The organism is Alteromonas sp. BMJM2 (assembly GCF_027257845.1).
Classification (GTDB): Bacteria; Pseudomonadota; Gammaproteobacteria; order Enterobacterales; family Alteromonadaceae; genus Alteromonas.
The window spans coordinates 361,897-377,744 of sequence record NZ_JAPVOT010000002.1 but is presented as its reverse complement, the minus strand read 5'-3'; the positions used below and the strand labels follow the sequence as shown (position 1 = coordinate 377,744).

The following is a 15,848-nucleotide window of genomic DNA, read 5'->3' as shown; positions in this document are numbered from 1 at the left end:
ATTTTTTGAAGACACATTTTTTGAAGACAGAGTTAAAAAGCATATTTTTGAGAACGCACTTTTGAAAGGAAACGATTTGAGTACTGATTTAAATAAGCATGCTAATAAGGGCATGCAAGCACACTTCCCATCTGCCAGCAGACTCGTATACGGCTGTATGGGCCTAGGCGGTGGCTGGAACAATAACCCAGTAACGTCAGACCATATAAACGAAACACATGCCATTATCAATAAAGCGTTAGAGCTAGACATCAACGTATTTGATCACGCAGACATCTATACATTTGGAAAAGCAGAGCAAGCCTTCGGTGAGGCGCTAAAAACATCGCCCACGTTACGGGAAAAGATGATTATCCAATCAAAGTGCGCCATCCGTTTTGAAGACGATTTAGGCCCTAAGCGCTACGACTTCTCGGCGAAATGGATAAGCTCATCGGTGGAGGGGATTCTGTCCCGTCTACATATCGAGCAAATTGATGTGCTTCTTCTTCACCGACCAGACCCACTTATGGAGCTTGATGAGGTGGCTAAATGTGTGGCATCACTTCAACAGCAAGGTAAGATTAAACACATTGGCGTGTCTAATATGAACGGACACCAAATTGCTTACTTACAATCTGCGCTATCAACGCCTATCGTAGCCAATCAGCTTGAAATGAGTTTAGGCTTTAGAGAGTGGATAGAGGACGGCATAACCACCAATAGCACTGCCAATCGCCACGTTGGCTATGCATCGGGTACAGTTGAACACTGCATGCTAAACAATATTCAACTGCAAGCATGGGGAAGTATTGCTCAGGGTCGCTACACCGGTGCCACTATGAATAGTGACACTGACAAGAACACCGCAGAGTTAGTCAAACAATTAGCGAGTGAGTATCAAACCACACCAGAAGCTATTGTATTGAGCTGGCTTATGAGACACCCCGCTAACATACAGCCTGTACTTGGCACGACCAATCTTGCAAGGCTATCAGCGTGTAAAGAAGCGGATAACTTAACGCTATCTAGAGAGCATTGGTATGCCCTTCTAGAGACCGCCCGCGGCCAAGAAGTTCCATAACATTTTGCTTCAGCGGCATTACTACCTTTGCCGCTGCATTTAATCACAGACTTGCTGCGTTTATCACGCAAAGGGGTTCGACATGCTAAACGGGTTTCATCACGTTGCTATTATTTGTAGTGACTACCTGCTTTCAAAACATTTTTATACCGAGATATTAGGGTTTAGCGTTATAGCGGAAAATTATCGCGAGGCCCGAGACTCCTACAAATGTGATCTTGCACTTGCCGACGGCAGTCAAATTGAATTGTTCTCGTTTCCGAGTGCTCCAACTCGACCATCTAGGCCTGAAGCGCAAGGGTTAAGGCACCTCGCATTTAAAGTAGATGACCTAGATGCAGCCATCCGAAAACTAACGGACAAAGGCGTAGAATGTGAGCCCATTCGCGTAGATGAATATACAGACAAGCGCTTTACCTTCTTCCGAGACCCTGACGGCTTGCCTTTGGAACTCTATGAGGTCGCACTCTAAACAGTGATGTCCTAAACAGTGATGTCCTAAACAGTTAAGTCCTAACAATACGGCCCTGAGCAATTGTGTTTTGAGCTGGCATAAACAATGCAGTTCTGAACAATGTTGTCCTGAGCCGTGCTGTTTTAATCAAAAGAACACCACTTTCTTAAGGTTAATAAGCCAAACAAGCTATAGCATTTTAACTTCACGTTGAGGAAAGGGTATTTCTATCTCCGCCTGTTTTAAGGCGTCGAACACGGCTTTATTCAGCGCATACCGAATTTCAAAATGGCGCGTTGAGGGAGCTAACACCCGTATCCCAATATTAATACTGCTATCGCCGAAATTATCTATACCAATAGAGTGCGTCTTGTCTGAAGGAACACCGTCCACCGACTTTACTGCATCTGTCACTACCGAAAGTACATGGTCTACGTCACTTGAGTATGCTACGCCAACTGACAGTTCAATAAGCATATTATCTGCAGAGTTGTGCAGCACCTCACCCACAATGAGTTTGTTAGGAATTTGAATAGTGACGTTGTCTTCATCTATGAGCAGGGTATAAGGCAGCATTACTTGGTCTACCACACCCGAAACGCCCTGTACTCGAATAGTATCGCCAACAACGAAGGGGCGTGTAATTATAATGGTAAAGCCAGCCGCATAATTCGCAAGCATTCCTTGAATGGCTAGCCCAGCACCAAGGCCCACAGCACCTATGGCCGCAATTAATGGCGTAACACTTATTCCGATATTGCCTAGCGAAATAATGATAACAATACCCAGGACAACCAGTTTACTGGCGCCCCCTGTAAACCTACTTAGCGTGATATCAATATCTCTATTAATCATCACGCGCTCGACAACATCACCTATTTTTGCGGCTAACCACCAGCCCACCAAAAAGATAACCAGAGCGCCAAATATCTGGAAACTGTAGGTTACTGCAAATTCTACTAGGGTATCGTAGAGTGCTTGGGCTTGCTTGAGTTCGTCCATAGGTGAAAAAAATACGTCAATAATTGAGATGTTCCGAGGATAAACAACATTGAAACTACATACAATAAAATGAAGACTCTAGAGCGCGTGGGTGACGTGAAGTGTCTGCGCAAAGAGAAACGGCCCAAATGAAAACACCCCCAGTTATTGGAATGTCCAATGCCTGGGGGTGTTTCATAATATCCATGTTGTCGTTTTGTTGAAGCGCTAGCTTACGGCGTTAATTGCTGTATTCAGACGCTTCAATTTCGGCTAGGCGTTTTTGCGTTGGGTTTTTAACAAAGTTATACACCATGCCGATAAATAAAATAGCGGCAAATGCCGTTGCAACCATAAACCCGTACTTAGCGTCGCCACCGTTAGCATCACTCACTAACCCCATGATGAATGGTCCAGCTGCTGCACCTGCAGCGGTGAAGAAAAGAATAACCCCTGCGACACTGCCATGTTGATGTTTGGGAAAACAGCTTATTCCTTTCGAATTAAACGTGGGATATATCACCGACATGAAAATACCGGTTAGCGGGAATAAATAAAGTGCCAATTGCTTGCCCCCCATCAGACCAGCACCAAAGCAAAGCACAATGCCGCCGCTGAAAAGCATTAGCACGAGTGCCCAATTGAAACGGGACATCATCCAAATACCTACAAAACGACCTGCTGCGCGTAGTATGAAAAACGCCGTTACCGAGTATATGGCTAAGGTTTGACTGAAACCTTCTGTATAGCAGTCGTAAGTTGCTCGAAGTGTAGAGGCATCACACACTAAATAGCTCGGCATCCATACGTATATCGCGCTTTCCGCAGCCACGTACAAAAATGCGCCAACTGAAAAACCAAAGGCGTAGGGGTTTTTAACAAGCGCTAAACTTTGAAGTACTGAAACCTGCTTAACGCTCTCACTTTTTTCTTGCGTATAATTTGGATATTTTACGAATAGCGCACCCACAATCAATACGGTACATACACCACCTGCAATCACATAAAGCCACTGCCACGCCACGCCTTGATGGATTAAGTAAGCGACGATTAACGGCCCTATTATTGCGCCAACACCAAAAAATGCTTCCGCGCCGTTCATCGTTGAAGTATGTTGTTTTGTGGATGAGGAAATATCGCCTATAAGTGCAAGGGCGCCAGTTTTAAATACACCTACGGCCACCCCCGACAAACTCATTAGACTCACAATAAGTAAAAAGTCGTCAGCGACTAAAAAGCTGTAGCACGCCACACCAAAGATAGCCAAGCCCATAATAATAGTCGGCTTTCTACCTATTTTATCGGCTAAAAAGCCCAAAAATAGGCCTGACAACGCTATGCCCAACATAGGAAGGGAGTGCATAAGGCTTGCTTGTGCATTAGTGACAGAAAATGCCACCTTCACTTCCTTTATAATTTCCCCTACCGAATCTGATGTCATGGCGAACATCATAAACATCAGGTAGGTTAACCATCTTATAATTCTGCTATTTTGATCCTGATTGGACATAGTGAGTCTCGCGTCAATACTGCTATTAGAGCCTAAAACCAAGCTAATTTATGTGATTCGTCCGTCACTATCTAGACGTACTAGACTATTTGATGAACAAATGTGAAAGAATATTTGATAAAATAACTTAATCGTTTAAGATAAAAGTTAACAGAATTTAAAATCCCTGTAAACTTGTTAATTCTTATCTTTCTTTTAACGCAACAGAAAAAACGGATTTGCGTAACATTTTGGAGCCACTTATGAACTATGCCGCTGACGTTAGTGTTTGCCTAGACCGCATCTTGGAATCTACCGATCTATCAGGCCTAACGAAGAAAGACGCGACGCTATTCACCCGACGTCTTAGAGCGCATTTTCCTTCGCTGTTTGAAAAGTACACTTATGTGTATGGCCACCAATATGATTGTTACTATCATTTACAAAAATTAGTGGAAACGTTAAGAGATGGGGTTAAGAAAAGAAAACCTGCTCTTAAAAAGCTTGATGAAAACAGGCTTAAATCACCGCTATGGTATCGCGACGAAAAGCAAGTAGGTTTAGCGTGTTACGTTGACTTAATGGGCCCTACCCTTAACGATTTACACGACCGCATTCCTTATTACAAAGCACTAGGTATTACCTATCTTCACCTAATGCCACTTTACGACGCACCTGCTGGCGACAGTGATGGCGGCTACGCGGTGTCGGATTATCGCAAGGTTAATCCTACCCTTGGCACTACCGCAGACTTAGAAAAGCTTGCTGACGCTCTGCTCAAAGAGGGAATTAACCTGGTTCTTGATTTTGTGTTTAACCACACTTCTGACGAGCACCGCTGGGCAAAGGCAGCGCTTGAGGGTAAAAAGCAATATCAGAACTATTACTACGTTTATGATGATAGAACCATACCCGACCAATATGAGACCACGCTAAGAGAAATATTCCCTCAGGTTCGTCGAGGAAGTTTTACCTTCAACGAGCAAATGCAAAAGTGGGTGTGGACTACATTTAACAGCTTTCAGTGGGACTTAAATTACAGTAATCCAGAAGTCTTTAATGCCATCACTTCTGAAATGTTGTTTTTGGCTAATTTAGGCTCTGCAGCGCTTCGCCTAGATGCCCTTGCATTTATTTGGAAGGAAATGGGGACTAACTGCGAAAACCAAGACAAGGCCCACATTTTAATACAAGCGTTTAATTGCTGCTTAGAAATAGCGGCGCCTGCGGTGGTATTTAAATCTGAAGCCATTGTACACCCCGATGAAGTCAACAAATACATTGGCGAAGACGAGTGTAAATTGTCTTATAACCCACTTCTTATGGCGCTGCTTTGGAATAGCCTAGCAACCAGAAAAACGAGACTACTTACTCGCTCAATGCAAAAGAGCTTCGCTATTTCTGATAATTGTACTTGGGTAAACTATGTTCGCTGCCATGATGATATTGGATGGACCTTTGATGATGAGGTAGCACAAGAGCTTGGTATTAACGGCAATGATCACCGCTTCTTCCTAAACCAATTTTTCACTGGACGCTTTGAAGGCAGCTTTGCCAATGGTGTTCCATTTGCAGAAAACCCATCGAATGGCGATTGTCGCGTTTGTGGGTCTCTAGCGTCTCTGTGTGGACTGGAAAGTGCCCTACAAAACAACGATGCGAAGGGTATTGAGGAAGCCGTCGACCGTATGTTGTTACTTTACGGCATCACGTTCAGTATTGGCGGTATACCGCTGTTGTACTCTAGTGATGAAATTGCAAAGCTTAATGACTACAGCTATCGCGATGACGTGACTAAACAGCATGACGACCGCTGGGTAAATAGGATAGCTGTTACTCCTGAAGATACCGCACTGGCCATGGGAAAAGTAACACGTGCGTTAACCCCTCAAGAAGATGCGAGCGTGAAGGTGTTTGAAGGTCTTCAGCACATGCTAGCAATACGCAAAACCCATGCTGTATTCGGTAAGGCGCGCACCTACATTCTCGAAGCTAGTAATCACCACTGTTTTGCATTTTTAAGAGAAAACGAAGACGGTAAAAAATTGCTTGTTATAAGCAACTTCAGTGAACACGTGCAGCAAGTTGATGGGGAAATACTAGCAACATTAGACAACGCGTCCTGTGCTGACTTGTTGTCTGACGCAACGTATAAAGGGAATGAGGCCGTCATCACTCTGCGTCCTTTCCAACAGCTATGGTTAGCTATCTAACACTTAAAGCGTACGATAAAGCGCAGTAGCAGTAACGGCTGCGCTTTAATAACTTTCCAATACAATCACTTACCTTTTTTTAAGAATTTTTTAGGTAAACAATCTCTTTATTACTATAATAAGCAATAGTATTTTTAACGTCTCGTGCTTGGAAGCACCATCGTTTAAATACCTTTTCACTTTTGAGCTTTTGAAAAATTATTACATCGAGTAATTTTTGCGCTTAGGAACACTAAGCATGCAATGGAAACATCACGCAAAGCGTGAAATATGGACATCATCATGGGGAAAGAAGAAATTATGCTTGGCGAAAGCGGATTGGAATATATGTGCCCACATTGCGGGGCAACAAACACGGTTCAAATTGGAGTACTTAAAGATATGTACACGGAACAATTTGATTCATGTTCTTGTTGTGAGAAGCGCCTGAGTTTAACACCCGCTGATGGTGTTGGCGGAAAGATAAACTTAGTGATAGATAGTCTAGACCCTGATTTCAGAGCAAGATAATTTCAAAAAGCCGCAAAGATAGAAGCTCTTATCGAGCAACTACTCTGCGGCATTTCTCATTGTACTATCTGCACTGTCTATGCAAAAAAGCTGCGTTTCAAATCATTATCCGAAAGGAACTGGCCGCCTAGCGCCGACGTTTTAGTAAATGAGTTGGTATCTCTAATACCTCTTGCTTTCACGCAGTAGTGCGTAGCATTAATGGACACCGCTACATCATCTGTTCGCGCTAGCGTTTGAATTGCAACTAAGACTTGTTGAGTTAATCGTTCTTGTACTTGCGGGCGCTGGGCAAAAAAGCTAACAAGACGATTTATTTTGGACAAACCAATAACAGTGTCTTTTGGTATGTACGACACTGTCGCAGTTCCGTCGATAGTCACAAAATGATGCTCGCAAGTGCTAGTTAGGCTAATGTCAGACACTTGCACAGGCTGGTCAATCTGCATCTTGTTTTCAATAGCAGTGATTTTAGGGAATTTCCTATAATCTAAGCCACCAAAAATTTCATTCACATACATTTTTGCAATGCGCGTTGGCGTATCGCACAAGCTGTCGTCCGTCAAATCTAGACCTAGCGTTTCCATTACGTCGCGCATGGCGCTGGCAATACGCGTGCGCTTTTGCTCATCGCTTAGGCCGTTAGGCACCATGGGCGTTTCTAAGCCTTTCGCTTCTAATACGTTTCGTACACGCTGCGCTGATTCAGATATAGAGGGATCGAGTGCATCGCGCACAATTACCGCTTCTTTTGCTAACATTGGTTCATCCGTATATGACTTCTTTTTTTTACTTCTACGCACATCAATGCGTTACAGATCGACTAGGTTACTAAATGACTTTTTTTTAATTTGGTTGCCAAGTTATGTACCAATGGCACAGTATTTACGTATTTCTTTACATATTAACTATTTAGGAAAACACCTTGGCCTCACCTATACTTATTACCGGCGCCAGTCAGCGATTAGGACTGGCTATGGCGCAGAGCTTGCTCGAAGAGGGTAATGCCGTTGTCGTAACCTACAGAACACTGCGACCCACGATAGAAAAACTCAAAGACAAGGGCGCAACCGCTATATATGCAGATTTTAGCACTGAGCAGGCTATTGATCGAGCAATTGATGATATTAAGGCAGCAAGCGAAAACTATCGCGCAATCATTCACAACGCATCCGATTGGGCACAAGAAAAAGACCATGACGATAAGCACAGCTTGTTTAACCGCATGATGAATGTTCATGCTCTCGCACCCTACCGTATCAATCTCGCCTTAGCCCATTCGCTTTCAAATCAAGATGGTTTTAGCGACATTATTCACATGACAGACTATGTACAGGATACGGGCAGTGAAAAACATATGGCCTATGCGGCCAGCAAAGCAGCTTTGCACAACTTAACGCTCTCTTTTGCAAAAAAACTAGCTCCCCAGGTAAAGGTCAATAGCATAGCCCCTGCGCTACTTATGTTTAATGAGGGTGATGACGACACTTATAAACAAAAAGCATTAAAGAAATCCTTACTTGAAACGGTACCTGGTGCACAAGAAGCAGTAAAAGCTATGCACTATTTGCTTAACAGCGACTACATTACAGGGCAAACCCTGCACTTAAACGGTGGTAGGCACTTAAAATGATTGAAGAGACAGTGTGTAAGGCGCTTCTTTCCCGTTAATTTAAAACCGTAAATTTATGATAAGGAGTATTGGTGGGACTACACGGTACAGTTATACTTGGCGTTTAACTGTTTACTTGGATGAACTATGCAGGGCACACGCACTATGGCGCCAGAATGGCATGATGCAGACGCTATCATGCTGGCATGGCCTCACGCCCACACTGATTGGGCACAATGGCTTGAAGAAGCCAGAGACACCTATCTCAACGTCATAACTGCAATAAACCGATATAATGCAGGGGTAATACTACTTTGTGCACCCGCCGATATCGACGACCTCACGGCGCGCCTTGCACCTGATGCAAAGGTACTTATTGTACCTGCCACATATAACGACACTTGGATGCGGGATTATGGGTTTATAACCTGCTTAGATAGCGACAAAAACGGCTCGCCAGTGGAATTTCGCTTTAACGGTTGGGGAAACAAATTCAACGCTGAAGACGACAATCTAGCCAACCAGCGATACTTAGCCGCTCTGTGTAAATCGGTATTGAGAAGCAGCCCTATGGTGGCAGAAGGCGGCGCTCTTGAAATTGACGACCAAGGACATTTATTAACGACTGCACAGTGCCTGCTAAACCCTGAGCGCAATGGCGATATGCCGTTGTCTTCTTATGCTGATGCGTTCAGCGATATATTGGGATGTAGCAAGGTTACCGTATTACAACATGGGCACCTTGAAGGTGATGACACCGACGGTCACGTTGATACGTTGGTGCGATTTACGCCTAATACAGGCCTAGTCATTCAAGCGTGTGATAATCGCCCTGATGACAGTCACTTTGAAGGGTTGAAGGCGCTGTGTAATGAATGCGCTCGTGAACTACCCGAGCATCAACAATATCGCCTACCGCTACCGTTAATTAGCAATGAAGACGGCGATAGATTACCCGCCTCTTATGCTAACTATCTCATTTGCAACGGCGCTATTTTGCTCCCTATTTACGGGCAAGACGAAGACAGGGAAGCGATTAATGTTATTCAAAAAGCGTTTCCAAATTACATTGTTGAACCAATTGACTGTCGTGTACTCGTAAAGCAATACGGCAGTTTGCACTGCATTTCTATGCAAGTGCCAAAAAATACGCTGAAAGACGACATCATTGAGACATTAAGGAAAGGAGTATCACTACATGCCCCCAAATAAGTTAAAAGTGGGCCTTGTGCAGCAGGCTGTAAGCGATAACGACAAAGCGACAAATTGGAACAAAAGTGCTGAGCAAGTGGCTAAACTTGCCGAGCAAGGTTGTGAATGCATTTTGCTACAAGAGCTGCACAGCACCTTATATTTTTGCCAGCAAGAAAACACCGACGCCTTTGATTTAGCAGAGCCAATTCCTGGTCCAGCAACTGAGTTTTTTGGTGAGCTCGCTGAAAAACACAACATCGTTTTGGTAACTTCGCTTTTCGAAAAACGTGGCTCAGGGCTTTATCACAATACTGCGGTCGTTTTTGATAGAAGTAAAGAGATTGCCGGGAAATATCGCAAGATGCATATCCCTGATGACCCTGGCTTTTACGAGAAGTTTTACTTCACGCCGGGCGACACCGGCTTTGAACCCATACAAACAAGTGTTGGAAAGCTGGGGGTACTTGTGTGTTGGGATCAATGGTATCCAGAAGCGGCGCGCCTAATGGCAATGGCCGGTGCAGACTTGTTGTTTTACCCCACCGCAATTGGCTGGGATGTGAACGACACTGCCGAGGAGCGCACCCGTCAACATGGCGCGTGGGAAACCATTCAGCGCTCGCACGCTGTGGCTAACTCAGTTCCGGTTATCGTAGCCAATCGTACTGGCTTTGAAGCGTCACCTGTTGAAGGCGACCCAGGTATTCAGTTCTGGGGGCAGAGCTTTATAGCAGGCCCTCAGGGTGAAATACTGGCAAAGGCAGAAGCAGAGGGTGAAACTACGCTATCAGTCGAGCTTGATATGGAACGTACCGAGCAGGTTAAGCGTATTTGGCCTTACTTCCGTGACCGTCGCATAGATGCCTATGATGACCTAACAAGACGCTGGCGCGACTAACCCAAACATAATGGGGGTCAGAGTGCATTTTTTCTGAGCGGCAGCAGCTTCTAAATTGTAATCTGACCCCATTTTTGCATTTTTGTCGAGCCAATGGTGTAAAACATGCTGAGTTTTAAATGCGATGCTTTAAACGCTATGTTTTAAAAATAATACCGTCGTACATCATAAACGTATTCCTTTCGTTTTTTGCCAGCAGTGCCAGCATCACCTCATCTTCGATGTCTAGGCCGCCGGTGAATTGCCCAAACGCAGGCATAACAAATACCTTACTCGTTGATATAAAGCACTTCCCCGAGTAGCGTCTGCGTGAGATGGCGGTTCGCATTTTAGGGTGAAAATGACCAATAATTTGCGCCCTACTGCCAGCATTTACACTGCTTTCTAAACTATTTTCTAAACCAGCTTCGGGCTCATGGCGAAACACCACATCATAAGCGCCCTCTTTGTTAAGGTGTATCTCTTCACAAGCTTCACCAGGGATACCCTCTGGCAAGTCAGGATCGTGATTGCCCTCTACCCAGCTCCACTGTGTCACTTGCGATACTAAATTACATAGAAAGACGCGGTCTTCAGCTGTCATTCGAGCCATGCTGTGCTTATCGTGAAAACTATCGCCTAAACTAATGACCCTTGCCGGCTGATAGTCTTCAATAATACGCGCTAGGCGCTTAAGGGTTGCTTGAGAGTCTACACTTGGCAGCGGGTTACCATAACTTCGTAAGTAACTTCCCTTTTCCAAATGCAAATCTGACACCACCAACCAGTCGAGCGCCGGCAAATACGCCACGCCTCTGGCATCTAGCACCCACAGAAGCCCTGCAAATTTGGTTATACTGAGTTTTCTTTTTGCTAACTGAGTCGTTAGCCAACTGTCGCTGATTGCCAATGAATACCTATTATTGTGTTTGCGAAAGCAATGCGCGTACGTCTTCTAGCATGTTTTCAGCCTCAGCGTACAAATCTGCTTGTTCTATAATTGCCTGAGCCCCTGCGCCTTTTATTTGTTCACTGCGAACATTCAGCACAATGGGAATAGCCATGGGAGACACTTTTTCTAAATTGACCAAGGTCGCGCTATCAACATAGCGAATAAGTAAGTTTGCCAGCCTGGACAAATCTAGCAACTCTCGCTCTGCGTCCTCTCTCGCCACTTTTAATAAAATATGGTCTGGGTCGTGCTCACGCAAGGTGTCGTAAATTAAATCTGTCGAAAACGTTACCTGTTTCATGGTTTTTTGACTGGCGTGATAGCGCTGCTCTGTGAGCCCGCTCACCACAGCAACCTGGCGAAACGACCGTTTTAGCATAGGTGCCTGCAGCATCCAGTCTTCTAACTCGTCGCCCAATATATCGGGCTGGAACAAGCGCTGAAGCTGCTGCTGTGTAATTGGGTTCACCGACGCTATTGATAGCCCGTAGTCAGTAACGCTAAAGCTAAGGGGCTTAATACTCATCTTTTCCATACGACGGGTTAACAACATGCCAAGGGTTTGGTTAGCCTTTCGTCCGTCAAAGGTGTAATACAATGTGTAATACGCTTGTCGAAATGGAAATTGCTCTACCAATACATTACCGGGCTTTGGCAGTTGAGAGAAAGCCTCTTGCAAGGTTAACCACTCTTGCACTTGTGTAGGCAGTGCTTTCCACTTCGAGCTATCAGCTAAAATCCCTCTCACACCATCGGCTAAATACGTAGACAACGGCATTTGCCCGCCACTGTAACTCGGTATTTTAGGCTCTTTTGCCTTGGCAGGCTTCGCATGAAGCTGCATGTCTCTTATGGCTTCGTATTTAAGCACTTCACCGGCAAAGTAAAAAGTATCACCTGGGGTAAGCTGTTGAGCAAAATATTCTTCCACCTCGCCAATAATTTTGCCCTGATTACCGCGGCGTATTCGTTTAACTTTAAGACGGCCAGATTCCACAATTGTGCCGATATTTTGCCTGTGCCGCTGGATTACGCGCCGATTTGCTGGGGAAAATGTACCGTCGTCGTTTTCTAATAGCCGCTGATAGCGCTCGTAGGCATTGAGGGCACTGCCGCCATCTAAGGTGAACTGCCAAAGTTTATCAAAATCACTTCTGTCTAACCCTTGGTAAGGGGTGGCGTTTAAAATTTGCTGGTACAAGGTGTCAGGTTTATCAGCCTGACTGCACAAACAGTTCAAAATAAACTGGGGAATAATATCCAGCGCCCCCGAGTGCGGCGCATCGCCATCTAACTCACCTTTATTAATGGCAGCTATCGCAGCCTGACACTCTAGCGCTTCAAAGCGATTCGCAGGGACTAGCAGCGCTTCACTCGGTTCATCTAGTCGGTGATTGGCCCGCCCAATACGCTGCAGTAATCGACTGACCCCTTTCGGCGCCCCCACTTGTATAACCTTATCCACATCGCCCCAATCTATGCCCAGCTCTAAGGCAGATGTACACACCACAGCGCGAAGCATACCGCTTGCCATCATAGCTTCGGTTTTGCGTCGCTGCTCTTTACTTAAACTACCGTGGTAAAGGGCAATGGGCAGCGCTAGCTTGTTGACTTCCCACAGCATTTGAAACAGCAATTCCGACTGCGCTCGGGTATTAACAAACACCAGCGTGGTTTTCGCTTTTTCTATTGCCTGGTAAATATCATCAATGGCATAGCGCGCCATAAACCCACCAAAGGGCATTCGTGCTTTTGAATGCAGCATATCTACCTTAGGCTTCTCCCCTGCCTTTACTTTAACAATATTGGCGGTACTGTCGCTGCCTGCTAGCCAGGCGCCAAGTGTTTCAGGGAAGGCCACGGTGGCTGATAAACCAATACGCTGCATGGCTGGCGATAACACAGAAAGCCGCGCTAACGCTAATGACAGGAAGTCCCCACGTTTATTCGCCATTAAGCTGTGGGTTTCATCGATGATCACCCGCCTCAGCTTGCCAAATAGTTTATCTGCATCAGCATAGCTCAGCATTAACATCAGCGACTCAGGCGTGGTCAATAATATATGCGGCGGCTTTTTACGCTGGCGCTGACGTTTGTGGGAAGGTGTATCTCCGGTTCGCGTTTCTGCGCTAATCCCCAACCCCATTTCTTCAATAGGCTGCAGCAAATTGCGATGGATATCCTGGGTGAGGGCTTTTAGGGGAGAGATGTATAAGGTATGTAACCCCGTGAAGTTTGACGTGCTCAATAACGCATCTAACTCTACTAAACTCGGTAGAAAGCCTGATAATGTTTTTCCCGCTCCTGTGGGTGCAATAAGCAAGGTGCAGTCATGCTTGTCTTTTTCAACAAGCATATCCCGCTGATAATCGCGAAGCTGCCACCCTTTCTTTTTAAACCACTTAGCAAATACAGGAGGTACTGATTTCATTAATTAACTTACTTCCATTGTTTACTCGTTATACGCAGGTTACCCAGTTAGGTTTACCAGCAAGGTTTATTTGCACCGGCTGACTTCCTCAATCCTCATGCACTTTCGCGTCCTTACAAACAAAAGAAAGCATTTAAACGAAAGTATTTACATAAAAGTACTTTAACGAGAGAGCTCTCACCTTACTGTTGTAGGCAACTCTTACAGCGAACTGTTGTAGCGAACTGCTGTCCCCCATTGTTGCAGTGCACTGATTTGAGAACAGCACCGTAACGATATCGTCATGAAGGTGTCAATTAACTGTCAAGTTGATTGATTAGGGTATGCTCACACCTGATGACTATTTGAGTATTTTAATGATTAAGGCTCCTCACTTCAGAAGCGTTTTTATCTCAGATACACACCTTGGCAACAAAGACTGCAAAGCAGAATTTCTTCTTCACTTTCTCAACAATATGACCTGCGACAGGCTTTACTTAGTGGGCGATATTGTCGACATGTGGTCGATGAGCAAACAGTTTCGTTGGCCAGATACGCATAACGAAGTGATACATAAAATTATCCAGCTTAGTCATGACTCTACAAAAGTTATTTTTCTACCGGGCAATCACGATGCTCCTTTACAAAAGTATTCAGGAATGCAGTTTGGCGATATAGAGATAAAGCGCCAATATGTGCACGAAACCGCAGCGAACAAACGCTACTTGGTGTTGCATGGTGATCAATGTGATGGCGATGTGACTCTAGGCCGATTTCACGCTTGGATTGGCGATAAGGCTTATGATGCCCTGCTATTTGCAAACCGTTGGTTTAACCTGTTGCGAAGCTGGAGAAAACAAACCTATTGGTCGTTAGCAGGCTACATTAAGCAGCGAGTGAAAGGCGCAAACAAAGCCATAGCACGGTATAAAAACGCCACTACCAAGCGGGCAAAAGCGCTGCAACTTGATGGCGTCATATGCGGCCACATTCACCACCCAGAGTCGGATGTGGTGAATGGAATTCACTATGTGAACGACGGCGATTGGATAGAAAATTGCTCTGCGCTAGTTGAAGACAATGCCGGGAATTTACAGCTAATAGACTGGGTTGTGTATACCAAACAAGAAACGGTGTCTGAACTAGACCTTAGACACTTTAATTCGAAAAATAAAGCGGCGTAATGCGTACGTCAATCAAATGAATGCATGTGAAAGACATTAGCCATTGAAGAAACTTAAGCGGTATCAGTACGAGCGCTATGCCGTGCTGTGTAAGTTGGCATATCCGAAAGAATTTGATTACTCATCACTGGGCTTTTCAGCCCATCAGCACCATGCTGTGTGCGATTCACGGGGCACCGTAGTGGCACGCATTCTCTGCCGCCCAAAGAAAAAAGAAGTCATCGTGCTGTTTAGAGGCACCCAGTCTATTCGAGATTGGTTGCTCAACTTTTGTATTTTCCCAAGTAAAGCAAAGGGAAATTTTAACGATAAATCAAAGCACAACGGCTATGTGCATTTTGGTTATCAGCTTCTGCTCAATCAAAAAAGTCAGACCACTGTCTCCTTGCCTGATGACAATAAAAAAACCAGCGCAACGCTCAGTATATATGAAGATATCGAAGCCAAATTGGCACCGCTAATTCGCTCTGGCAAACGCATAACATTTACTGGACATTCCTCCGGCGGTGCCATGGCGGTACTAGCAGCGCAGCGTCTTGAATTGGCATTTCCTAAAAGCGTGCGCCGCGTTGTCACCTTTGGTCAACCTTCTACCAGCTATCGTCGATTCTTTAAGCATTACTTACTTCACCAACGCACATTTAGAGTTGTTTGCGACCTAGATATCGTCACGTTCCTCCCTCCAATTCCAGGATTGTTTAAGCACCTTGGCCGCTCGCTTTGGCTACATAACGAGCGCGTTTACGAGAACGCTAAGCCAATCTGGCGGCTATATCGGGTTATTTCTCAGTGGCTGATTTCCCCCATCTCCTATCATTACATGCATAAATACATTCGAAATAAAGACTTCTTCGACAAACACTAATTTGTATTGACTTTGAACATGCACAACTCAGGAAGACAGCAGAC

General features: G+C 45.0%; 14 protein-coding genes. 9 read left to right on the top strand and 5 right to left on the bottom strand.

Going from position 1 to position 15,848, the window contains the following annotated elements; all coding sequences use genetic code 11:
* The first annotated feature begins 112 nt into the window (after positions 1–112).
* Both O9X84_RS04395 and gloA2 read left to right on the top strand, forming a co-directional pair.
* Positions 113–1,063 (top strand): aldo/keto reductase, encoded by a 951-nt coding sequence (locus tag O9X84_RS04395; RefSeq protein ID WP_269518412.1) that lies wholly within the window; start codon positions 113–115, stop codon positions 1,061–1,063.
* An 82-nt stretch (positions 1,064–1,145) separates the two neighbouring features.
* Positions 1,146–1,535, top strand: coding sequence for an SMU1112c/YaeR family gloxylase I-like metalloprotein (gene gloA2, locus O9X84_RS04390; protein WP_269518367.1), 390 nt, complete (start codon positions 1,146–1,148; stop codon positions 1,533–1,535).
* A 171-nt stretch (positions 1,536–1,706) separates the two neighbouring features.
* Here gloA2 and O9X84_RS04385 read toward each other — a convergent pair whose 3' ends face one another.
* Both O9X84_RS04385 and O9X84_RS04380 read right to left on the bottom strand, forming a co-directional pair.
* On the bottom strand, positions 1,707–2,519 hold the full coding sequence (locus tag O9X84_RS04385; protein ID WP_269518366.1) for a mechanosensitive ion channel family protein: 813 nt from the start codon (positions 2,517–2,519) through the stop codon (positions 1,707–1,709).
* Between the two features lie 220 nt (positions 2,520–2,739).
* Positions 2,740–3,957, bottom strand: a complete 1,218-nt coding sequence (locus O9X84_RS04380; protein WP_269518411.1) for an MFS transporter — start codon at positions 3,955–3,957, stop codon at positions 2,740–2,742.
* A gap of 293 nt (positions 3,958–4,250) precedes the next feature.
* Here O9X84_RS04380 and O9X84_RS04375 point away from each other — a divergent pair, with 293 nt between their 5' ends.
* Together O9X84_RS04375 and O9X84_RS04370 are read left to right on the top strand one after the other, a co-directional pair.
* The gene (locus O9X84_RS04375; RefSeq protein ID WP_269518365.1) at positions 4,251–6,200 is read left to right on the top strand and encodes an amylosucrase; all 1,950 of its coding nucleotides are present in this window, start codon (positions 4,251–4,253) and stop codon (positions 6,198–6,200) included.
* A 270-nt stretch (positions 6,201–6,470) separates the two neighbouring features.
* On the top strand, positions 6,471–6,710 hold the full coding sequence (locus tag O9X84_RS04370) for a hypothetical protein (protein ID WP_269518364.1): 240 nt from the start codon (positions 6,471–6,473) through the stop codon (positions 6,708–6,710).
* Between the two features lie 77 nt (positions 6,711–6,787).
* On the opposite strand, the gene folE is transcribed toward O9X84_RS04370, so the two are convergent.
* Complete coding sequence (gene folE / locus O9X84_RS04365; RefSeq protein ID WP_269518363.1) at positions 6,788–7,471, bottom strand: GTP cyclohydrolase I FolE; 684 nt, start codon at positions 7,469–7,471, stop codon at positions 6,788–6,790.
* Between the two features lie 164 nt (positions 7,472–7,635).
* Here folE and folM point away from each other — a divergent pair, with 164 nt between their 5' ends.
* The 3 genes from folM to O9X84_RS04350 all read left to right on the top strand — a co-directional run bounded on the left by folM (position 7,636) and on the right by O9X84_RS04350 (position 10,414).
* Positions 7,636–8,343: a dihydromonapterin reductase gene (gene folM, locus O9X84_RS04360; RefSeq protein ID WP_269518362.1), complete on the top strand. Its 708-nt coding sequence runs from the start codon at positions 7,636–7,638 to the stop codon at positions 8,341–8,343.
* A 126-nt stretch (positions 8,344–8,469) separates the two neighbouring features.
* Positions 8,470–9,534 carry an agmatine deiminase family protein gene (locus tag O9X84_RS04355; RefSeq protein WP_269518360.1) on the top strand — a complete coding sequence of 355 codons (1,065 nt, stop codon included), beginning with the start codon at positions 8,470–8,472 and terminating at the stop codon, positions 9,532–9,534.
* Positions 9,521–10,414 (top strand): carbon-nitrogen hydrolase, encoded by an 894-nt coding sequence (locus tag O9X84_RS04350; RefSeq protein WP_269518359.1) that lies wholly within the window; start codon positions 9,521–9,523, stop codon positions 10,412–10,414. The genes O9X84_RS04355 and O9X84_RS04350 overlap by 14 nt, the downstream gene beginning before the upstream one ends.
* 136 nt (positions 10,415–10,550) lie before the next feature.
* On the opposite strand, the gene pdeM is transcribed toward O9X84_RS04350, so the two are convergent.
* Complete coding sequence (gene pdeM, locus O9X84_RS04345) at positions 10,551–11,303, bottom strand: ligase-associated DNA damage response endonuclease PdeM (RefSeq protein ID WP_269518358.1); 753 nt, start codon at positions 11,301–11,303, stop codon at positions 10,551–10,553.
* A gap of 10 nt (positions 11,304–11,313) precedes the next feature.
* On the bottom strand, positions 11,314–13,776 hold the full coding sequence (locus O9X84_RS04340; protein WP_269518357.1) for a ligase-associated DNA damage response DEXH box helicase: 2,463 nt from the start codon (positions 13,774–13,776) through the stop codon (positions 11,314–11,316).
* Positions 13,777–14,135: 359 nt separating this feature from the next.
* On the opposite strand from O9X84_RS04340, the gene O9X84_RS04335 reads away from it, so the two are divergent.
* Positions 14,136–14,939, top strand: a complete 804-nt coding sequence (locus O9X84_RS04335; protein ID WP_442864506.1) for a UDP-2,3-diacylglucosamine diphosphatase — start codon at positions 14,136–14,138, stop codon at positions 14,937–14,939.
* Positions 14,940–14,982: 43 nt separating this feature from the next.
* Positions 14,983–15,804, top strand: coding sequence for a lipase family protein (locus O9X84_RS04330; RefSeq protein ID WP_269518355.1), 822 nt, complete (start codon positions 14,983–14,985; stop codon positions 15,802–15,804).
* The last annotated feature ends 44 nt before the right edge of the window (positions 15,805–15,848 follow it).